This is a genomic window from Streptomyces sp. HUAS MS02 (genome assembly GCF_055702265.1).
The window spans coordinates 1,616,980-1,637,574 of sequence record NZ_CM146747.1 but is presented as its reverse complement, the minus strand read 5'-3'; the positions used below and the strand labels follow the sequence as shown (position 1 = coordinate 1,637,574).

General features: G+C 72.4%; 19 protein-coding genes. 13 read left to right on the top strand and 6 right to left on the bottom strand.

Annotated elements, in window-relative coordinates:
- Nucleotides 1-129 precede the first annotated feature (129 nt).
- Nucleotides 130-705, top strand: coding sequence for an adenylosuccinate lyase (locus ACZ9QC_RS07085; RefSeq protein ID WP_316724733.1), 576 nt, complete (start codon nt 130-132; stop codon nt 703-705).
- Between the two features lie 123 nt (nt 706-828).
- Here ACZ9QC_RS07085 and ACZ9QC_RS07080 read toward each other — a convergent pair whose 3' ends face one another.
- From ACZ9QC_RS07080 to ACZ9QC_RS07070, 3 genes are all read right to left on the bottom strand, one after another.
- Nucleotides 829-1,359 (bottom strand): GNAT family N-acetyltransferase, encoded by a 531-nt coding sequence (locus ACZ9QC_RS07080; protein ID WP_472919342.1) that lies wholly within the window; start codon nt 1,357-1,359, stop codon nt 829-831.
- A gap of 67 nt (nt 1,360-1,426) precedes the next feature.
- Nucleotides 1,427-2,998 carry an alpha/beta hydrolase gene (locus ACZ9QC_RS07075; RefSeq protein ID WP_472919341.1) on the bottom strand — a complete coding sequence of 524 codons (1,572 nt, stop codon included), beginning with the start codon at nt 2,996-2,998 and terminating at the stop codon, nt 1,427-1,429.
- 149 nt (nt 2,999-3,147) lie between these two features.
- Nucleotides 3,148-4,191, bottom strand: a complete 1,044-nt coding sequence (locus ACZ9QC_RS07070; protein WP_472919340.1) for an Rv2578c family radical SAM protein — start codon at nt 4,189-4,191, stop codon at nt 3,148-3,150.
- A gap of 255 nt (nt 4,192-4,446) precedes the next feature.
- On the opposite strand from ACZ9QC_RS07070, the gene ACZ9QC_RS07065 reads away from it, so the two are divergent.
- The 11 genes from ACZ9QC_RS07065 (at nt 4,447) to ACZ9QC_RS07015 (ending at nt 18,103) form a co-directional block, all read left to right on the top strand.
- Nucleotides 4,447-4,890 carry an SRPBCC family protein gene (locus ACZ9QC_RS07065; protein ID WP_184901423.1) on the top strand — a complete coding sequence of 148 codons (444 nt, stop codon included), beginning with the start codon at nt 4,447-4,449 and terminating at the stop codon, nt 4,888-4,890.
- Between the two features lie 177 nt (nt 4,891-5,067).
- Nucleotides 5,068-7,455: an MFS transporter gene (locus ACZ9QC_RS07060; protein ID WP_472919339.1), complete on the top strand. Its 2,388-nt coding sequence runs from the start codon at nt 5,068-5,070 to the stop codon at nt 7,453-7,455.
- A 175-nt stretch (nt 7,456-7,630) separates the two neighbouring features.
- The gene (locus tag ACZ9QC_RS07055) at nt 7,631-10,093 is read left to right on the top strand and encodes a SpoIIE family protein phosphatase (RefSeq protein ID WP_472921620.1); all 2,463 of its coding nucleotides are present in this window, start codon (nt 7,631-7,633) and stop codon (nt 10,091-10,093) included.
- 110 nt (nt 10,094-10,203) lie between these two features.
- Nucleotides 10,204-10,929, top strand: a complete 726-nt coding sequence (locus ACZ9QC_RS07050) for a class I SAM-dependent methyltransferase (protein WP_472919338.1) — start codon at nt 10,204-10,206, stop codon at nt 10,927-10,929.
- Between the two features lie 123 nt (nt 10,930-11,052).
- Nucleotides 11,053-11,886: a M55 family metallopeptidase gene (locus ACZ9QC_RS07045; RefSeq protein ID WP_472919337.1), complete on the top strand. Its 834-nt coding sequence runs from the start codon at nt 11,053-11,055 to the stop codon at nt 11,884-11,886.
- Nucleotides 11,879-13,210, top strand: a complete 1,332-nt coding sequence (locus ACZ9QC_RS07040) for a M20/M25/M40 family metallo-hydrolase (protein WP_472919336.1) — start codon at nt 11,879-11,881, stop codon at nt 13,208-13,210. Before ACZ9QC_RS07045 ends, ACZ9QC_RS07040 begins: the two co-directional genes overlap by 8 nt.
- 27 nt (nt 13,211-13,237) lie before the next feature.
- Nucleotides 13,238-15,220: a S9 family peptidase gene (locus tag ACZ9QC_RS07035; protein ID WP_472919335.1), complete on the top strand. Its 1,983-nt coding sequence runs from the start codon at nt 13,238-13,240 to the stop codon at nt 15,218-15,220.
- Between the two features lie 23 nt (nt 15,221-15,243).
- Nucleotides 15,244-16,173 (top strand): S66 peptidase family protein, encoded by a 930-nt coding sequence (locus ACZ9QC_RS07030; RefSeq protein ID WP_472921619.1) that lies wholly within the window; start codon nt 15,244-15,246, stop codon nt 16,171-16,173.
- Nucleotides 16,174-16,265: 92 nt separating this feature from the next.
- Nucleotides 16,266-16,514, top strand: coding sequence for a lipopolysaccharide assembly protein LapA domain-containing protein (locus ACZ9QC_RS07025; protein WP_472919334.1), 249 nt, complete (start codon nt 16,266-16,268; stop codon nt 16,512-16,514).
- 25 nt (nt 16,515-16,539) lie between these two features.
- Nucleotides 16,540-17,160 (top strand): GNAT family N-acetyltransferase, encoded by a 621-nt coding sequence (locus ACZ9QC_RS07020; RefSeq protein WP_472919333.1) that lies wholly within the window; start codon nt 16,540-16,542, stop codon nt 17,158-17,160.
- Between the two features lie 46 nt (nt 17,161-17,206).
- Entirely contained in the window at nt 17,207-18,103 is an 897-nt protein-coding gene (locus tag ACZ9QC_RS07015) for an arginase family protein (protein ID WP_472919332.1), read from the top strand.
- Between the two features lie 3 nt (nt 18,104-18,106).
- Here ACZ9QC_RS07015 and ACZ9QC_RS07010 read toward each other — a convergent pair whose 3' ends face one another.
- Complete coding sequence (locus ACZ9QC_RS07010) at nt 18,107-18,460, bottom strand: VOC family protein (protein WP_467339406.1); 354 nt, start codon at nt 18,458-18,460, stop codon at nt 18,107-18,109.
- 76 nt (nt 18,461-18,536) lie between these two features.
- Here ACZ9QC_RS07010 and ACZ9QC_RS07005 point away from each other — a divergent pair, with 76 nt between their 5' ends.
- Nucleotides 18,537-19,025 carry a phage holin family protein gene (locus ACZ9QC_RS07005; protein ID WP_472919331.1) on the top strand — a complete coding sequence of 163 codons (489 nt, stop codon included), beginning with the start codon at nt 18,537-18,539 and terminating at the stop codon, nt 19,023-19,025.
- A gap of 118 nt (nt 19,026-19,143) precedes the next feature.
- On the opposite strand, the gene ACZ9QC_RS07000 is transcribed toward ACZ9QC_RS07005, so the two are convergent.
- The gene (locus ACZ9QC_RS07000) at nt 19,144-20,052 is read right to left on the bottom strand and encodes an SDR family oxidoreductase (RefSeq protein WP_472919330.1); all 909 of its coding nucleotides are present in this window, start codon (nt 20,050-20,052) and stop codon (nt 19,144-19,146) included.
- A 120-nt stretch (nt 20,053-20,172) separates the two neighbouring features.
- Nucleotides 20,173-20,508 (bottom strand): aldehyde dehydrogenase family protein, encoded by a 336-nt coding sequence (locus tag ACZ9QC_RS06995; protein WP_472919329.1) that lies wholly within the window; start codon nt 20,506-20,508, stop codon nt 20,173-20,175.
- Nucleotides 20,509-20,595: the final 87 nt, after the last annotated feature.

Sequence of the window (20,595 nt, the reverse complement as noted above, 5' to 3'; positions counted from 1 at the left end):
GCGAACACGAGTGGGTAACTCGCTCGTCTGAGCTTAACCGGTGGGTAACGAGCGCGCCAGCCCTCGTGTTTGTGACGTAGGTCCCGAAGGGTGTTCGCGAAGCGCGTTCACGCCCGTACGCTCGGTCGCATGGACGAGGAGTTGCGATCACTCACGGAGCGTGTGCGGGGCGAGTCGGGAGGCTCGGCGGAATGGGAGCGGCTCGTCACGACCGAGTCCACGGACGAGTTGGCGGCGGTGCTCACCGAACCGGGGCAGCCGCTGTGGGCGCGGGAGTTGGCGGCGTTCAGGCTGGGGGTGGCGGGGGACCGCCGGGCCTTCGAGGCGCTGGTCCTGCTCCTCAACCACCGCGATCCGCCGCGGTGCGCCTCCGCCGCGTACGCGCTGGCCCGGCTCGGCGACCCGCGCACCGCGCGGGCGGCCGCCGCCCTCGCCACGAACGAACTCCGGGTCGCCTATGCCCTGCACCCCGTGCGGTTGCTCGTCGAACTCCGGGCTCCTGAGGCGGTGCCGGCGCTGATCACCACGCTCCGGCGCCGCCTCGGTCCGCACGACCCCTACCGCCGAGTGGCCTTGGCCTGTGTGGAGGGGCTGGGGGCGTTGGGGGACAGCAGGGCCGAGCCCGTGCTGAAGGACGCCCTCGCCCATCCGAGGCTCGCGGAGGCGGCGGTGCGGGCGCTGACGCGGATTCCCCGCCAGCGGTAGCGCTCCGCTTTGAGGGCCTGCTTTCAGGGCTGTGGTTCGGCTGCGGGTCGGTGACGGGCCGTGGTTCGGCTGCGGGTCGGTGGTGGTGGGGAGGGGGCTGATCGCGCAGTTCCCCGCGCCCCTTCACGGGGCGCGCACGTACCGCACCTCGGGAACTTCCACCCCCTCCACCTCGAAGGGTTCCTCCGTGCCGTCCGGCGTGAAGCCGTGGTGCTCGTAGAAGCGGCGGGCCCGGACGTTGTCCTTCAGCACCCACAGGAGCATCCGGTCGAGGCCGGCGGCCTCGCAGCGTTCGGCGGACGTGCGCAGGAGCGCCGCGCCGACCCCGCCGCCCCAGTGCCCGGGGCGGACATAGAGCGCGTACAACTCGGCGTCCTCGGTACGGACTTCGCCGTCGCGGTAGGGGCCGTACGCTGCCCAGCCAACGATTTCGCCGGCGCTCTCGGCGACCAGGTTCACCACGGGGTTGCCGGGCTTCAGGAGCAGCTCGCGCCGCCGTTCCGCGTCCTCGCCCACCCGCATCGCGTCGAGGTACGACTGTGGCACGAGCCCGGCGTACGCGGTCCGCCAGCCCGCCACCCGTATCTCCGCCACGGGACGGCAGTCGTCCGGCGTCATTTCACGGACGCGGAGGTCATGGGGGATGCCGTTCATGACGGCACCCTAGGCGGGGCAGCCGTGGGAGTCCCGTGGATTTCGGTGGGCCTCCCACGGCCGGGACTCAGCCGCGGAAGCCCAGCAGGCCGTGCAGCGTCGAGCCCCGGGACGAGGCGGACGCGGCCCTCTTGCTCAGGGGCTTGGGGTCGGGGAGCTTCGCGCAGACGGCGTCGACCTCGCCCGTGCCGCGCGGCACCCTGCCGTCGGTCAGGTACGCCGCCAGGTGCTTGTCCAGGCAGGTGTTGCCGCTCAGCGAGATGCCGTGGTTCCCGCCGCCCTGCTCGACCACCAGGCTGGAGTTCCGCAGCAACTGGTGCGTGGTGACCCCGCCCTCGTACGGGGTCGCGGCGTCGTCCGTCGCCTGGAGGATCAGGACGGGCGGCAGCGCGGTGTTGGAGACGTCCACCGGGTCCAGGGCCTCGGTCGGCCAGAACGCGCAGGGCGCGTTGTACCAGGCGTTGTTCCAGGTCATGAAGGGCGCCTTCTCGTACGCCGCCCAGTTGTCGTCGCGCCACTCCGCCCAGTCGCGCGGCCAGCGCGCGTCACGGCACTGCACCGAGGTGTAGACGCTGTAGCCGTTGTCACCGGCCGCGTCCACGGCGCCGAAGTTCTCGTAGGCCTCGACCAGCGGGTCGTCGTTCTTCTTCTTCGCGTAGGCGGCGAACGCCTCGGCGAGGTGGGGCCAGTAGCCGTCGTAGTAGCCGCCGGGCATGAAGGTGTCCTCCAGCTCGGAGGGGCCCACCTTGCCGTCCGCGGGTCTGCGGGCCAGCGCCGCGCGCATGGCGTACCACTTGGTCTCGATCTTCTCCGGGTCGGTGCCGAGCCGGTACGTCTTGTCGTTCTTGGCGATCCAGGCCATCAGCGCCCGGTGGCGGTCGTTGAACGCCTGGTCCTGGCGGAGGTTGTCGTCGTACCAGACGCCCGAGGGGTCGACGACGGAGTCCAGCACCGCGCGCCGCACCCGGTGCGGGAAGAGCTTGGCGTAGACGGCGCCCAGGTAGGTGCCGTACGAGTACCCGAAGTAGTTGATCTTCTTGGCGCCGAGGGCCGCGCGGATCGCGTCGGTGTCCTTGGCAGAGCTGACCGTGTCGATGAACGGCAGCACGTCCGCGTACTTCTCGGCGCAGGCGTCGGCGAAGGCCTTGGCGCGCTTGAGGTTGGCCCGCTCGGTCCGCGCGTCGGCCGGCAGGGAGTCGGGGCGCACCGGCCCGAAATGTCCGGGCCGGCAGTCGAGCGCGGGCTTGCTGGCGCCGACGCCGCGGGGGTCGAAGCCGATGACGTCGTACTGCGCCGCCACCTTCTTCGGCAGCGAGGACGCGACGAATCCGGCCAGGGTGCGGCCGCTGCCGCCGGGGCCGCCCGGATTGACCACCAGGGGCCCCTGGTACTTCTTCGCGGTGTGCGGGACGCGGGACAGGGCGAGCGTGATCTTCCTGCCGTCCGGCTCGTCGTGGTTCAACGGCACTTTCAGGGTGGTGCACTGGAGCGTCGGGTAGTCGCCTGTGGCGCACTTCTTCCAGGTGAGCTTCGCCGTCGGCGCGGCGGCGAGGGCGCCACTCGCGCCGGCCGGGACCGCCGTGACCATTCCGGCCAGCACGGCGGCGGCGCCGCACAGAGCGGCTGCGCGTTTCTTCATCAGTCAGGCCTCCCAGGACGGAGGATCGCGGGCCGTGCACACCACGGCCTTCGACGCATCGTCCCGGAGCAGGCCTCCGAAGGAACTCGTGCCGGCGAGAGTTGACCCGATCGGGGGCCCGAGAAGCGCCCGGATGCCCTGAGGGAGGGTCAGAGCAGCGTCAGCTGCGTCGGTTCCGGGTCCCGGACCGGCTCCGGCGCCACCGGCTCGCGCGCGGGCGTGCGTCGCGGCAGCTCCGCGCGCCGGGGTCCCATGCCGTACTCCTGGGCCAGCTCGTGCACCTGACGGGTGATCTGCCGCTGGTACCACTTGGGGGCGTAGGCGCCCTCCGCGTACAGCAGCTCGTACCGCCGTACGAGATGGGGGTGGTGGCGTTCCAGCCAGGCCATGTACCACTCGCGGGCGCCGGGCCGCAGATGCAGCACCAGGGGGGTCACCGAGGTGGCGCCGGAGGCGGCGATCGCCCGCACGGTGGCGCGCAGCCGGTCGGGGTGGTCGCTGAGGAAGGGGAGCACGGGGGCCATCAGCACCCCGCAGCCGATGCCGAGGTCGGTGAAGGCCCGCACCACGTCGAGCCGGCGCTCGGGGGCGGGCGTGCCCGGCTCGACCGTGCGCCACAGCTCGGGGTCGGTGAAGCCGACGGAGACCGAGATGCCGACCTCGGTCACCTCGGCGGCCTGCCGGATCAGGTCCAGGTCGCGCAGGATCAGCGTGCCCTTGGTCAGGATCGAGAAGGGGTTCGCGTGATCGCGCAGGGCGGCGATGATGCCCGGCATCAGGCGGTAGCGGCCCTCGGCGCGCTGGTAGCAGTCCACGTTGGTGCCCATGGCGATGTGCTCGCCGTGCCAGCGCGGTGAGGCGAGCTGCCGGCGCAGCAGGTCGGGGGCGTTGATCTTCACCACGATCTGGGAATCGAAGTCGAGGCCCGTGTCGAGGTCCAGATAGCTGTGGGTCTTGCGGGCGAAGCAGTAGACGCACGCGTGCGTGCAGCCCCGGTAGGGGTTCACCGTCCATTCGAACGGCATCCGGGAGGCGCCCGGCACCCGGTTCACGATCGTCCTGGCCCGGACCTCGTGGAAGGTCATGCCGCGGAACTCGGGAGTGTCGAAGGTGCGGCTCGTCACCATGTCCGCGCCGAACAGCGCGGCGTCCCGGGCCGTGGCGGGGTTCTCGGCCAGATGGTCCCAGCGCATGGACGCCTCCTCGGTTGCTCTGGCCCCAGAATAGAACACATGTTCCCTTGATCGTGCGAACTGGTTTTCGAACATCGTGTGGAGGTCTCGTCAGGGGCCCTCGGGCCGTCCGTTCCGGGCCCTTGGCGCCGTCCGCTCCGGGTCCTCGGGGGCGGTCCGCCGCGGGCCCTCGGGGCACCCCGATTTGGGCCCTCCGGCCGGGGGGTGGTTGGCTTTCCGCACATCCCCGAGTTACCAAGTGCTGGAGGAAGTGCAATGGCGCAGGTCGAGGCCACGACCGAACGGGTCGTCGCGGCGGACGCGGAGACGGTGTTCGACACCCTCGCCGAGTACAACGGCGCGCGCGAGAAGCTGATGCCGCAGCACTTCAGCGAGTACGAGGTGCGCGAGGGCGGCGACGGCGAGGGCACCCTCGTCCACTGGAAGCTCCAGGCGACCAGCAAGCGCGTCCGTGACTGCCTCCTGGAGGTCACCGAGCCCTCCGACGGCGAGCTCGTCGAGAAGGACCGCAACTCCTCCATGGTCACCGTCTGGCGGGTGACCCCGGCCGGCGAGGGCAGCTCCCGCGTCGTCGTCACCACCACCTGGCAGGGCGCCGGCGGCATCGGCGGTTTCTTCGAGAGGACCTTCGCCCCCAAGGGCCTCGCCCGGATCTACGACGCCCTGCTCGCCAACCTCGCCGCGGAGGTGGAGAAGTAGCACGGAGCGAGCGGTACGCCCGGCCCAACGGGCGATCGCCCGGGGCGCGTTGCCGTCCTCACCGGTTCGAGTGGATCTCCATGACGCTCCCCGGAATGCCGTAACTCGCCGCACTTGCCGACAGTTGCCGCTTAACGCGGGAATTGTGCGGTAAGTGCGACGAGGGGAGCGGTACGCATGGGCGCGACCACACTGGTGAAGGACGAGCCGACCACCACACCCGCTCCATCGCCACCGGCGGACGGGCCTGCCCGACTCGGCCCGCACCGCCTCCGGCTGGTCTTCTCCGCCCTGCTGCTCGTCCTGCTCCTCGCCGCGCTGGAGCAGATGGTCGTCGCCACCGCCCTCCCCGAGATCGTCGGGGAGCTGCACGGTGCGGACCGACTGTCCTGGCCGATCACGGCCTATCTGCTCACCGCCACCGTCACCCTCCCCGTCTACGGCAGGCTCGGCGAACTCCACGGCCGCAAGGGCGTCCTGCAGTGCGCGCTCACGGTCTTCGTGGCCGGCTCCGCGCTCGCCGGGTTCTCCCGGAGCATGGACCAGCTCATCGCGTTCCGCGCGCTCCAGGGCGTCGGCGCGGGCGGCCTCATGATCGGCGTGCAGGCGATCATGGCCGACATCCTGCCGACCCGGAATCGGGGACGTTGGCTGGGCCTGGTGGGCGCCGTCTTCGGCCTCGCCTCGGTCGGGGGCCCGCTCCTGGGCGGCGTGCTCACGGATCACGTCGGCTGGCGGTGGTGCTTCCACCTCAACGTGCCCGTCGGGCTCCTCGCGCTGGCCGTCATCACCTTCGCGCTGAGACTGCCGCGGTCCACGGCCAAGGGGCGCCTCGACGTCGTGGGGACGGTTCTGCTGGCCACCGCCTCGACCTGCGCCGTCCTGCTGGCGAGTTGGGGCGGCACCACCTACGCCTGGACCTCGCGGCCCGTCCTCGGCCTCGCCGCCGGCGCGGTCGCCGCGACCGTCCTCTTCCTGGTCGCCGAGCGGTTCGCGCCCCAACCCCTCGTCCCCCTGCGGCTGTTCAAGGACCCGGTCTTCGTCGTCACCGGCCTGGTCGGGATCGCCATCGGCATCGCCCTCTTCTGCGCCGCCGGTTACCTGCCGACCCAGCTGCGGATGGTCGGCGGGATCTCCGCCACCGAGGCCGGGCTGCTCATGCTGCCGATGACCGCCGGCATCGTCGGCGCGTCCGTGGTCTCCGGCCGACTCATCGACCGCACCGGGCACTACCGGACGTACCCCGTGTTCGGCAGCGCCCTGACCGCGCTCGGCGTGTGGCTGCTGTCCCGTCCGGGGACGGACGCGTCCCGGCTCCAGTTCGGCATCTGGACCGCCGTCCTCGGTGCGGGCATCGGCATGGTGATGCCGGTCCTGATCCTCGCCGTGCAGAACTCCGTGCGCCCCGCCGACATCGGGCCCGCCACCGCGGCCGGCAACTACCTCCGGCAGATCGGCGGCGGCGTGGGCGTGGCCGCCTTCGGCGCGCTGCTCACCGCCCGGCTGACCGACCGCCTCCCACAGCGCTCCGGCGCGGTGCTCCCCGACCCCGACTCCCTCACCCCGGACCTCGTCCACACCCTGCCGCACCCCCTGCGCGACGCCTACGTCCAGGCGTACGCGGACGCCATGCCGGGGATCTTCCTGTACCTCACGCCGGTGCTCGTCCTCGGGCTCCTCGTCGCCTGCTTCCTCAAGGAGAGGACACCGGTGCCCGTCGACGAGATGCCCCCCGCCCCCGACCCCACCCCCGAGCCCACGGACACGCCACCCGTCCAGATCCCGCAGGCCCGTTCGCCGTACGTCCCCGGCGTCCCCGTCCACGGCACGGTCCGGCACTCCGACGGCACCGTCGTGACCCGGGCCGCGCTCACCCTCATCGACGCCGGGGGCCGGCAGACCGGGCGCGGCGGCAGCGGCGACGACGGGCGGTACGCGCTGTCCACCCCCGGGCCGGGCGCGTACGTGCTGATCGCGGCCGCCGGGGGCCACCAGCCGCAGGCCGTGAGCGTCACCGTCGGGGAAGGGCCCGTCGAGGTCGACATCGTGCTCGGCGGCGCGGGCCGCCTGGCCGGGACCGTACGCACGGCGGACGGCCGGACGGTGAGCGACGCGACCGTCACGCTCACCGACGTGCACGGCGAGGTCGTCGTGACCACCCGCAGCGGGGAGCGGGGCGAGTACCTCGTCACGGAGCTGGCCGCGGGCGAGTACACCCTCGCCGCAGGCGCCCACTCCTACCGGCCGGCCGCGCTGCCCGTCACCGTCCGGGCCGCCCGCGAGACACGCCAGGACATCGAGCTCGCCGGGGGCGCCGTCCTGCGGGGCACGGTCCGCGCCGGGAGCGGCCGGCCGGTGGAGGACGCGCGTGTGACCCTCCTCGACGCCGCCGGGAACGTCGTCGACTCGGCCACCACCGGCATCGACGGGACCTTCCGGTTCGTCGACCTGTCCTGCGGCGAGTACACGGTCGTCGCCACCGGCTATCCACCCGTCGCTACGGTGCTCCAGGTCGCCTCCGGCTCCAGGACGGAACAGGACCTCCACCTCGGCCACACGGACTGAGGAGCCGGAGACTCGGGGGCGCGCGAATGATCGTGCGCCGCCTGTGTGGCCTGCGCGTGCGCCGGAGGCTCCCAGACGGCAATTCGAGTATTGCCACACATCGCAACGCTACGCAGCCGTACGGTAGTGAGGGCGGCGCAGATCTTGCGAGCCATGGGGAGAGAGGGCCTTGGCCATGGACCGTGGCACCTACACGGGCGCGACTACCGGCCTCGGAGCCGGTGACGACATGCCGGAGCAGGCCTCGGCCGGCCGGATTCCCCTGGCCGTGGTCGTGGTCGACCGCGCCGGGCTCGTGTCGCACTGGAGCTCCGGCGCACGCCGGCTCTTCGGCACGACCAAGGACGAAGCGGTGGGCCACCCCGCCCTCGACCTGCTGCCCGTCTCCGGTGCCCTCCCCGACGAGGACGACATGCCGCCCCACGCGGCCCCTGGCATGTACGACGCCCTCGGCCACGACCTGGAGACCTCGCTCGACGGACAGCTCTCCTACCCGGCGGCCGGCCGCGCCCGGCTCTCCGTGCCCGGCCGCGGCCGGATCGACGTCCTGTGGTGGGCGTACCCGCTGGTCGGCCCCGGCCGGGAACGGCTGCTGGTGCTGGCGGCCGACGCGGAGACCCTGCGGCGGGACGACGACGCGGACGTCGCCGTGGAACGCATCGCCCCCGGCTTCGCCCTGCACACCGATTTCCCCGGCGCCGAGGAACTCGCCCGCAGGCTCCCCGAGATCCTGCCCAGCATGAGCGTCGGCGAGGGCGCCCGCATCGTCGCCCAGGTCCTCGAACTGGGCTATCCGGTGCTGGAGTTCAGCCAGAACGACCGGGTGCCCGTCACCCCCGACTGGGGCGTGCCCCGGCGCGCGGAGCGTCGGGCCCGCCGGGAACGGGCCGCGCGCGCCGTCGCGCAGGGGCTGCCGGTGCCGGACGACGCGCCGGACGAGGGCGAGGACCTCGAACACGCGGCCGTGCGTGAGCGTCTGGAGTTCCTCAACGAGGTCAGCGGGCGCATCGGCACCTCCCTCGACCTCTCCCGGACCATCGTCGAGGTCAGCAGGGCGGTCGTGCCCCGCTTCACCGACGTCGCCGGCACCTATCTGCGCGAACAGGTCGTCGCCGGCGAGGGGTTCCCGGACGGGGTGCCCGACACGACGACCATGTGGCACCGGGTGGCCGTGGAGCACACGGACGAGCCGGGACGCTGGGACGACGTCGTCCCCGTCGGCGAGGCCATGCCGTTCCCGGCGCACACCCCGTTCTTCCAGTGCATGACCACCGGCGAGCCCGTCCTCGTGCCGCGCATCAGCGAGCAGATGGGGCACGCTATCGCCGCGCAGTTCGAGAAGCGCGACATCCGGCCGCTGATCACGGGCCGCTCCATGCTGGTCGTGCCCCTGAAGGCCCGCAACGTCGTCCTCGGCTTCATGATCCTGCTGCGCCACCCGGAGCGCGAGGTCTTCGACGACATGGACCGCGTCACCGGCGCCGAACTCGCCGCGCGGGCCGGGCTCGTCCTCGACAACGCCCGCATGTACACCTACCAGGAGAACGTCGCCGAGACGCTCCAGGACAGCATGCTCCCGCAGATCGAGGCCCACATGGCGGGCTGCGACATCGCCACCCGCTATCTGCCGGGCACCCTGCTCGGGCGGGTCGGCGGCGACTGGTTCGACTCGGTGAAACTGCCGGGTGCCCGCACCGCCCTGGTCGTCGGCGACGTGATGGGGCACGGCCTCAACTCTGCCGCGATGATGGGACAGTTGCGCACGGCCGTGCAGACCATGGCCGCCCTCGACCTGCCGCCCGCACAGCTCCTGCGCAACCTCGACGACCTCGCCCAGCGCCTCGGCGAGCACTATCTCGCGACCTGCCTCTACGCCGTCTACGACCCCATCGCCGGCGAACTGCACCTCGCCAACGCGGGCCACATCCCGCCCGTGCTGGTCCGCGCGGCGGACGGCCGCAGCGAACTCCTCGACCTGCCCACGGGCGCGCCCATCGGCGTCGGCGGGGTGGCGTTCGAGGCGGTACGCGTGCGCGTGGAGCCGGGCGACCGGCTCGTGATGTGCACCGACGGGCTGGTCGAGATGCGGGGCGAGGACATCGGGGTCGGACTCGCCACGCTCTGCGAGTCCGCCGCCCACCCGGCCGCCTCCATGGACGACGCCTGCGACACCATCATCCGCGCCCTCAACACGCGGGGCGGCCGCAAGGACGACGTGGCCCTGCTGATGGCGCGGCTGAGCGGCATCGAGCCCGAGGACGTCGCCGAGTGGCGACTCGCCCCCGACCCGGCCGAGGCGGCCCGCGCCCGCGCCGCCGTCCGCGAACAACTCTGCGTCTGGGGCCTCGACACCCTCACGGACACCGCGGCGCTCCTGGCCGGGGAACTCGTCACCAATGCCGTACGGCACGCGCGTGGGCGCCGGATCGAACTGCGTCTGGTCCGTGGCGACACCCTGCTGTGCGAGGTCTACGACGACGACCCGACGCTGCCGACCCTGCTCAGCGCGGCACCGACGGACGAGTCCGGCCGTGGACTGCGTGTCCTCACCACCCTGGCCCGCGAGTGGGGGACCAGCCGGACGGGCGCGGGCAAGACCGTGTGGTTCGAACTGACCCTGCCGAGGCGGCGCGCGTGATCCGAACGCGGGGTGAAGGTACGCGCACGGCGCTTGTCTCCGGCAGCCGGGCAGGGTAGACCGATCTGGGCCGTCACAGCGGCGGCCGGGTCGCTGGTCGGGGGTATGGCATGAGTGTGACGAGCCGGTACCGGGACGCCTGGGAGGGGTTCTGGCGGGAGGCCCCCGACGAACCGGGCGCCGTCTTCTGGGACGCGGGACCCGAACGGACCGCGGCCGTCCATCTGGCGCTCTTCGAGCCCTACCTGACCGCGGCGGACCTCCCCCTCGTCGACCTCGGCTGCGGCAACGGCACCCAGACCCGCTTCCTGGCCGACCGCTTCCCCCGCGTGATCGGCGTCGACCTCTCCGGCGCCGCCCTCGACCGGGCCCGCGCGGCCGACCCCGACGGCCGGGCCGCCTACCGAGTGTTCGACGCGGCCGACACGACGGAGGCCGAAGCCCTCCACGCCGACCTCGGCGATGCCAACGTCTATGTGCGCGGCGTCCTCCACCAGTGCGAGCCCGACGACCGCCAACGCCTCGTGGACACCGTCGCCACGCTGCTGGGCGAACGCGGCCGGGTCTGCCTCGTCGAACTCGCCGAGGCCGCGAAGCCCGTCCTCATGGGCCTCGCGACCGACCCGGCCGGCCCTCCCGCCAAGCTCGTCCCGATCTTCCGCCACGGCATCGCCCCCGGCGAGGTCACCGACGCCGCGGTCCCGGAGTACCTGCGCGCCGCCGGTCTCACCGTGGTGACCAGCGGTGAACTCCCGCTGGTCACCACGGAACACACCGCGGACGGCACCCGGATCGAACTGCCGTCGAGGTGGTACGTGGCGGGCCGCACGGCCTGAGGCCGGGGTCGGGGGCCGACGGCGAGGTGACGACAGGCCCCGGTCCACGCCTCGGTGGGCCGGGCCGGTGAGAGTTATCCACAGGTCTGCCACGGATCGTCATGAGCGCGTACGGTTCGAGCCATGAAGATCCTCATCAGCGCCGACATGGAGGGCGCCACCGGTGTCACCTGGCCGGCCGACGTGCTGCCGGGGACACCGCAGTGGGAGCGGTGCCGTTCGATGTTCACCTCCGACGTGAACGCCGCCGTGCTCGGCTTCCTCGACGGCGGGGCCGACGAGGTGCTGATCAACGAGGCGCACTGGACGATGCGCAACCTGCTGCTGGAGGAGCTGGACGAGCGCGCGCAGATGCTCACCGGCCGGCACAAGGCGCTGTCCATGGTGGAGGGCGTCCAGCACGGGGACGTGGACGGCATCGCGTTCGTCGGCTACCACGCGGGCGCCGGGATGGAGGGCGTCCTCGCCCACACCTACCTGGCGAACTCCATCACCGGGGTGTGGGTGAACGACGAGCGGGCCAGCGAAGGGCTGCTCAACTCGCATGTGGTGGCCGAGTACGGGGTACCGGTGGTGCTGGTGACCGGCGACGACGTGGCGTGCGAGGACGCCCTGGGCTATGCGCCCGAGGCGCTCAAAGTGGCGGTCAAGGACCATGTGTCGCGGTACGCGGCCGTGTGCCGCACCCCAGCGAGAACCGCCGCCGACATCCGCGCGGCGGCGAAGGAGGCCGCGGCGCTCGCCGTACGGCACGAACCGGTCAGGGGCGGCCCGTTCACCGTGGCGCTGGAGTTCGACGCCGAGCATCTGGCGATGGCCGCGACCGTGGTGCCCGGGGTGATCCGTACCGGTGAACGCAAGGTCGCGTACACCAGCCCGACCATGTACGAGGGAATCCGCACCTTCAAGGCGGTCACCACGATCGTCTCGGCCGCGGTGGAGGAGACATATGGCTGAGCAGACGGCACCCGTGGACCAGCGGGCGCTGGACGAGGTGGTCCGGTTCACCTCCGACCTCATCCGCATCGACACCACCAACCGCGGCGGCGGGGACTGCCGGGAGCGACCGGCCGCCGAGTACGCCGCCGCGCTGCTGGCCGAAGCGGGCCTGGAGCCCACGCTGCTGGAGCGCACCGAGGGCCGGACCAACGTGGTGGCGCGGATCGAGGGCACCGACCCGTCGGCGGACGCCCTGCTCGTCCACGGTCATCTGGACGTCGTGCCCGCCCAGGCCGCCGACTGGACCGTGCACCCGTTCTCCGGGGAGATCCGCGACGGTGTGGTCTGGGGGCGGGGCGCGGTCGACATGAAGAACATGGACGCGATGATCCTCGCCGTCGTACGCCAGTGGGCGCGCACCGGCGTGCGCCCCCGCCGGGACCTCGTGATCGCGTTCACCGCCGACGAGGAGGCGAGCGCCGAGGACGGCTCCGGGTTCCTCGCCGACCGGCACGCCGCTCTCTTCGAGGGCTGCACCGAGGGCATCAGCGAGTCGGGGGCCTTCACCTTCCACGACGGCGGCGGCCGGCAGATCTATCCGATCGCGGCGGGGGAGCGCGGCACCGGCTGGCTCAAGCTCACCGCGCGCGGCCGGGCCGGCCACGGCTCCAAGGTGAACCGGGCCAACGCCGTGACCCGGCTGGCGGCGGCCGTCGCCCGGATCGGCGCGCACGAGTGGCCCCTGCGGCTCACCCCGACCGTCCGCGCCGCCCTCACCGAACTCGCCGCGCTGTACGGCGTCGAGGCCGACCTCGACGGCCCGGGCGGCGTCGACCGCCTGCTCGACAAGCTCGGCCCGGCCGCCGCCCTGGTCGAGGCGACCGTCCGCAACAGCGCCAACCCGACCATGCTGGACGCCGGTTACAAGATCAACGTGATCCCGGGGGAGGCCGCCGCGCGCGTGGACGGACGGTATCTGCCCGGCGGCGAGGACGAGTTCCGGGAGACCCTCGACCTGCTCACCGGGCCGGACGTGGAGTGGGAGTACGAACACCGGGAGGTGGCGCTCCAGGCGCCGGTGGACTCCCCGACGTACGCGCGGATGCGGGCCGCCGTCGAGGAGTTCGCGCCCGAGGGGCACGTGGTGCCGTACTGCATGCCGGGCGGCACGGACGCCAAGCAGTTCTCGCGGCTCGGTATCACCGGCTACGGCTTCTCGCCGCTGAAGCTCCCCGAGGGCTTCGACTACGCGGCGCTCTTCCACGGCGTCGACGAGCGCGTCCCCGTGGAGGCGCTCCACTTCGGCGTCCGTGTGCTCGACCGCTTCCTGCGGACGGCCTGACCGATGAGACTCGGGGGACGAAGGGACATGGGGGACAAGGTGCAGACCCTGGCGTACGGTGCGTGGCCTTCGCCGATCGACGCGGCGCTCGCCGCCGCGCACGACGGGCATCCCGAGTTCGTGGGCTTCGTCGGTGACGAGGCATGGTGGACCGAGCCACGGCCCACCGAGGGCGGCCGCCGCACCCTGGTGCGGCGCACGGCCGACGGCACGGAGGAGTCGGTCCTGCCGTCCCCGTGGAACGTGCGCAGCCGCGTCATGGAGTACGGCGGACAGCCCTGGACCGCGGTCCCGCGGGACGACGGCCACCTCGTGGTCTTCGTGAACTTCGCCGACCAGCGCCTCTACGGGTTCGAACCGGGCGGCGAGCCCCGCCCCCTCACCCCGGTGTCGCCGGTCGGCGGCGGCCTGCGCTGGGTGGACCCGAGACCGCACCCGGAGCGGGACGAGGTGTGGTGCGTCCTGGAGGAGTTCACCGGCGAGGGGCCCACCGACGTACGGCGGGTCGTCGCCGCCGTACCGCTGGACGGCTCGGCGGCCGAGGACCGGGGGGCCGTACGGGAACTCACCGACGACAGCCGGCGGTTCGTCACCTGCCCCCGGCTCTCGCCCGACGGCCGCCGTGCCGCCTGGCTCGCCTGGGACCACCCCCGGATGCCCTGGGACGGCACGTCGCTGCTGGTCGCCGAGGTGACCGAGGACGGCCTGCTCGGCACGCCCCGGACCGTCGCGGGCGGCCCGGAGGAGTCCGTCGCCCAGGTCGACTGGGCCGCCGACGGCACCCTCGTGTACTCCAGCGACACCACCGGCTACTGGAACCTCTACCGCCTCGACCCCGACGGCGGCGACCGTACGGCCCTGTGCGCCCGGGAGGAGGAGTTCGGCGGCCCGCTGTGGAAGGTCGGCTGGCGCTGGTTCGCGTTGCTGGAGGGCGGGCTGGTCGCCGTGATCCACGGGCGGGGCGCCACCGCGCTCGGCGTCCTCGACCTGGAGACCGGCCAGGTCGTGGACGCGGCCGGGCCATGGACCGAGTTCGCCCCCTCGCTCGCCGTGCGCGGCGGCCGGGTCCTCGGCATCGGCGCCAGCCCCCGCAGCGCCTACGAGGTGGTCGAACTGGACGCCGCCACCGGCGACGCCCGGGTGGTCGGAGCCGCGCACGACGACCCGGTCGACCCCTCCTACTACCCCGAACCCCAGATCCGCAGCTTCCTCGGCCCCGCCGGACGCGAGATCCACGCCCACGTCTACCCGCCCCACAACCCCGGTGCCGTCGCCTTCAGCACCGAGCTGCCGCCCTACGTCGTCTGGGCCCACGGCGGGCCCACCAGCCGCGCGCCGCTGGTCCTGGACCTCGCGATCGCCTACTTCACCTCACGCGGCATCGGCGTCGCCGAGGTCAACTACGGCGGGTCCACCGGATACGGACGGGAGTACCGCAACCGGCTGCGTGAGCAGTGGGGGGTCGTCGACGTCGAGGACTGCGCGGCCGTCGCGCTCGCCCTCGCCGACGAGGGCACCGCCGACCGGACCAGGCTGGCGATCAGAGGCGGCAGCGCGGGCGGCTGGACCGCCGCGGTGTCCCTGACGGCGACCGATGTATACGCCTGCGGAACCATCCTGTACCCCATCCTCGACCTCGCGAACTGGGGATCGGGGGAGACGCACGACTTCGAATCCCAGTACCTGGAGACTCTTGTGGGCCCCCTGGCCGAGGAGCCGATGCGGTACGCGGAGCGGTCGCCCACCGAGCACGCCGACCGGATCAAGGCGCCGTTCCTGCTGCTGCAGGGCCTCGACGACGTGATCTGCCCGCCCGCGCAGTGCGAGCGGTTCCTCGCCCGGCTGGACGGGCGTCGGGTGCCGCACGCCTACCTCGCCTTCGAGGGGGAGGGGCACGGCTTCCGGCGTGCGGAGACGATGGTGCGGGCCCTGGAGGCGGAGCTGTCGCTGTACGCGCGGGTCTTCGGGTTGAATCCTCCGGGTATCCCTACTCTGGAGCTCGCCAAGTGACACCAGTGACACCCGTGATACCAGTGACACCGCTGACCAGACCCGCTCGGCTCGTCCCCGGCGCCCGGGTGGCCGTCGTCGCGCCCAGCGGACCGGTCGTCGAGGAACGGCTCAGCGCCGGGCTGGACCTGCTGCGCGGCTGGGACCTCGACCCCGTCGTCGCACCCCACACCCTGGACCGGCACCCCGAGTTCCCCTACCTCGCGGGCACGGACGCCGACCGGGCCGCCGACTTCCAGAGCGCCTGGTGCGACCCCTCCGTCTCCGCCGTGCTGTGCGCCCGCGGCGGCTACGGCGTCCAGCGGATGGTCGACCTGCTCGACTGGGACGCGATCCGGGCCGCGGGCCCCAAGACACTCGTCGGGTTCAGTGACATCACCGCCCTGCACGAGGCTTTCGCCACCCGGGCCGGCCTGGTCACCCTGCACGGCCCCATGGCCGCGGGGGTCGACTTCCTGAAGAACACCCGGGCCCAGGAACATCTGCGCGCCACCCTGTTCTCCCCCGAGACGGTCCGCACGATCCGGGCCGCCGAAGGCAGCGCCGCCCTCGTACCGGGCCGCGCGCGGGGCGTGCTCCTCGGCGGTTGCCTCTGTCTGCTCGCCGCCGAGCTGGGCAGTCCCCACGCCCGGCCGTCGGCCCGGGGCGCCCTGCTCTGCCTGGAGGACGTCGGCGAGGAGACCTACCGACTCGACCGCTATCTCACCCAGCTCCTGCGCGCGGGCTGGCTCGACGGGGTCGCCGGCATCGTCCTCGGCTCCTGGGCGGAGTGCGAGCCGTACGAGAAGGTGCGGGCACTGCTCGTCGACCGGGTCGGCGGGGCCGGGGTGCCGGTGGTGGAGGAGTTCGGTTTCGGACACGGGGAGGGGGCGCTGACGATCCCCTTCGGGGTGACGGCGGAGCTGGACGCGGAGGCGGGGACGCTGACGCTGGACGAGCCGGCCCTGATCTGACGCCCCGCGCCGCCTCCGGCCGACTGCCCGAGGCTCGACTGCCCCGCGCCTCCCACCAGGCGGGTCGCGGGTGCTCGCGTCATTCTGGAGGTATGAGCCCGAAGACATCGGAACGAGCCGGGACGCACGGGCGCAAGCGGTGGAGCGAGACGCTGACCCCCGGCAGGGTCGTCGTGGGCGTGCTCGCCGTCCTCGCGCTCGTCTTCGTCTTCCAGAACACCCAGAGCACCGAGATCCAGCTGCTGGTCTCCGAGGTCACCATGCCGCTGTGGCTGGCGCTCCTCGGGACGGGCCTGGTCGGAGCGGTGTGCGGGGCGTACTTCATGAGACGCCGCAGGTGACCCCGCCCCGACGTACCGTGGCGGGGTGTCCGAGAACATTCGTCATCTCATCGAAGGCCCCCGCGTCGCGATCCGGCGCTTCACACCCGAGGACGGTCCCGAGTTCGTCCAGCGGGTGCGGGAGAGCGGGGAGCTGCACCGGCCGTGGCTGTTCCCACCGGCCACCCAGGCCGCGTACCGCGCGTACGCGGGACGGCTGATCGAGGATCCGACCAAGGCCGGGTTCCTGGTGTGCGAGAGGGACGGCGGGGACATCGCCGGCTTCATCAACATCAACAACATCGTGGAGGGCGGCTTCCAGAGCGGCGCCCTCGGCTACGGGGCCTTCGCCCACGCCGCCGGGCGGGGCCTGATGGGGGAGGGGCTCGCCCTGGTCGTGGAGTACGCGTTCACCTTCATGGGGCTGCACCGGCTGGAGATCAACGTGCAGCCCCGGAACGCCGCCTCCATCGCGCTCGCCCGGCGGTGCGGATTCCGGCTGGAGGGGTTCTCGCCCGACTTCCTGTTCATCGACGGCGCATGGCGGGACCACCAGAGATGGGCGCTCACCGCCGAGATGAAGCGTCCGGTCCCGGGCGGGGGCAGGCTCGCGGACCCATCCGCGGGTGGTCCTTCCGATCGTTCCGGAGGCCGTCTCCCGGAATGATCCGTTCCCGTCCCGGTGGGTGGCTCCGTCGCGCAGGATGGGAGCCATGCGGAACATCGTCGTCGTGGACGCCCCCTCCAACCTCGGCCTGCGGCCGCCCGCCCCGGGAACCGTGCCCGGCTGCTACAAACTCGCCGGAGCGCTGCGGGAACAGGGCATCGTGCGGCGGCTCGGCGCGCTGGAGGGCGGGGTGGTCGTGCCGCCGCGCTACGACCGGGGCGACTGGCAGGAGGGCGACGGCGTCTTCAACGCCGGGGCGATCGCCTCGTACACGTGCAGGTTGGCCGACCGGATCGAGCGGCACGTCCGGGCCGGTGAGCTGCCCGTCGTCCTCGGCGGGGACTGTTCGATCCAGCTCGGCGCCGCGCTCGCGCTGCGGCGGATCGGGCGGTACGGGCTGGTCGCCGTCGACGCCTCCGCCGACTTCCGGCACCCGGGGAACTCCGACCGGGTCGGGGCGGCCGGCGGCGAGGAACTGGCGCTCGCCACGGGGCGCGGCCAGCCGGACCTGACCGATCTGGAAGGGCTCGGTCCCTATCTGCGCGACGAGGACGTACGGCTCTTCGGCATCCGGGACGCGTTCGAGGACGACCGCACCGAGCTGGCTGCCCTGAAGATCCCCGTCGTGACCGTCGGCGAGCTGCGAACCTGGGGCGCGGACGATCTCGCCCGGGTCACCGCGCTGAGCTTCGAGTCGCCCGAACTGGACGGCTTCTGGGTCCACCTGGACGCCGACGTCCTCGACCCGTCCGTCATGCCGGCCGTCGACAGCCCCGACCCCGACGGGCTCCTCCCCGACGAACTGACCGCGCTGCTGCGCCCGTTGGTCCGCTCACCGCACTGCGTGGGCCTCAACGTCACCATCTACGACCCGGATCTGGACCCCGACGGCACGGCGGGCGCGCTGCTCACGGACCTCGTGGTGGCCGCGTTCGCCGCCTGACGCTCACCCGGCCGTCCGACGGTCCGCGTACTCGTAGACCGAGCCGTCGGGGTGGACCGCGATCAGATTGCGGCCGACGGGGGTCGGGACGGGGCCGGCCAGCACCTGGGCGCCGGAGGCGGTGAGGACCCGGTTCGCCTCGTCGACGTCCTCGACGGCGATGGTCGCGGCGACCTTGCGCAGGACCTCCAGTTCCGACTCCGGGCCGCTCATCAGCAGGAAGCAGCCGACGGCGGCGACCTGGACGCCACCGCGTTCGAAGCGCATCGCCGGTCCGCCCGAGAGTCTCTCGTAGAACGGGACCGCTGCTTCCAGGTCGTCGACGCAGATGCGGAGCGTGGTGCCGAGAATCTCCATGGTGCGAAGCCTAGTTGGGGATCCGCCCCCGGCGCATGCCGCGTTACGCGGACACGGGCCCGGGTACCCGGGCGCAATGGACCGCTTGAATCATCTCGAACATCTGGACAAGCACCTGGTCGACGAGCTGGCGCTGGTGGCCCGCGAGACCATCCGCGACGAGCTGCGGCAGCAGACCCGCAAGCAGCGCCGCAAGGCCGCGCTGTACGCCGCGTCCGGGGCGCTCGCCCTGTACGCGGGTGCCGCCCTCGCGCTGGCCCTCGGGCTGGCCCTGTCGCTGGGCCTGCCGGACTGGGCCGCCGCGCTGATCACGGCCGTGGTGCTCGGTGCGGCGGCGTATGTGCTGAGGAGCGCGGCGCGTCCCTCGGCGCCCCGGCCGACGGCCGAGCACGAGGGCGAGATCGCCGCGGGCCGTGACCGGGTGGTCGGCGGTACGGCGCCGGGGATGCCCCCGGGCGGTACGGGGCCGGCCGGATACCCGCCGGTGCCGCCCGTCGCACCCGGCGGCGCGACCGGTGCGCCGCCCCCGGCCGGCATCGACCCCGAGGACCCGCGTCACCGGTAGCGGTGAGCGGAGGAAAGAGCAGGGAAGGAGCAGGAAGGGCCCTGACCCCTGATCTTGGACACACGAGACACTGGATCTTGGAGAAGGGCGGGCCCCTGCGCAGGCCCGCTCCGACCAGCTACGCGTGACGTCCCGCGGTGGTCCGGCCGGACGTGGCCTTGCCCGGGTAGTGCTTGCGCAGATCGGACATTGTCATCCGGTCGAACACGCGGTCGGGAAGGAGGCTGGAGGCACGGATGAGGAAAGTGGTCGTCGCGCCGATGGTGTAGCGAGTGCGGGGCTTGCGGTCGGTCGCGGCCTTGGCGATCTTCTGAGCGGCGGTGTCGGAGGTCGCGCCGGCCTCGGTGAACGCGGCGACGTGGGAGGGAATCGCCTGCATCAAGGCGCCGTAGCGATCGTTCCGCTCCGGGGGCACCCGGGAGGCGAGGTCGCTCAGGCCCGAAAGTCCGACGCGGGCCATTTCGGTCTTGACGCCGCCCGGCTCCACGATCACCACCTGCACGCCGTACGGGGCCAGTTCGTTGCGCAGGGCGTCGCTCAGCGCCTCCACCGCGTGCTTGCTGCTGGCGTACACGCCGTAGCCGGCCATGGACACCTTGCCGTTCATCGAGCTGATGTTGACGACGCGGCCCTTGCTGCGCACCAGGGCGGGAAGCAGAGCCTGGGTGAGTGCGACGGCCCCGAAGACATTCACCTCGAACACGCGCCGCCATTCGTCGAGCGGCACCACCTCGACCGGTCCCGCACAGGGCAGTCCGGCGTTGTTGATCAGTGCCCGTACGGCGCGATGGTGTGGGTCGCCGTCGATACGTGCCACCAGCGCCGCGATGTGCTCCTGGTTGGTGATGTCGAGGATCACCGGCTCGACGCCGGCTGCGAGGAGGGCCTCGCCGTCGCTGTCGCGGCGCACGCCGGCGAGGACGTGGAAACCGCGCCGGGCCATTTCCCTCGCGGTGGCCGCGCCCATCCCGCTCGACGCCCCGGTCACGACGACGAGTTCCTGATTTTGCGATGATTTCTTGGACATGATGCGCTCCTGAAAAAGTGGTACGAACGGTGACTTGTGCCGGTCAGGCCGTCAGCGGAACTCCGCGGTTCCGACCGGTGCGTCGAGACGGGGTGTGGGCGGCCTCGCAGGCCGCGGTCCTCAGCGCTGTCGCGGCACGGCGGTGGCGTAGGTCTTGATGTTCTGGAACTCGCCGATGGCCGCGGGACCACACAGCACACCGATGCCGCTCTGCTTGAAACCGCCCTGCTCGAAGTGCTCGGACATCGAGCCCCAGGTGTTGATCCACATCCCACCGAACCGAAGCTCGCGTCCGACCCGGCGGGCCCGGAATTCGTCGTGCGTGTACAGCGCGGCGGCCAGGCCGAAGTCGGTGGCGTTCGCCCGCTGGATCGCGTCGGCCTCGTCCTCGAAGATCTCGAAGGTCTGGACCGGGCATCCGCCGATCAGGTTCCGGGCGAGCGTGTTCTCAGGCATTGACCTCAGCCTCTCGTGGCGGACTGCGTGCAACCGCTCGCTCGTGCCCAAAAGATCACGAGCGGCATTGCCTGCTTCGACCACTGT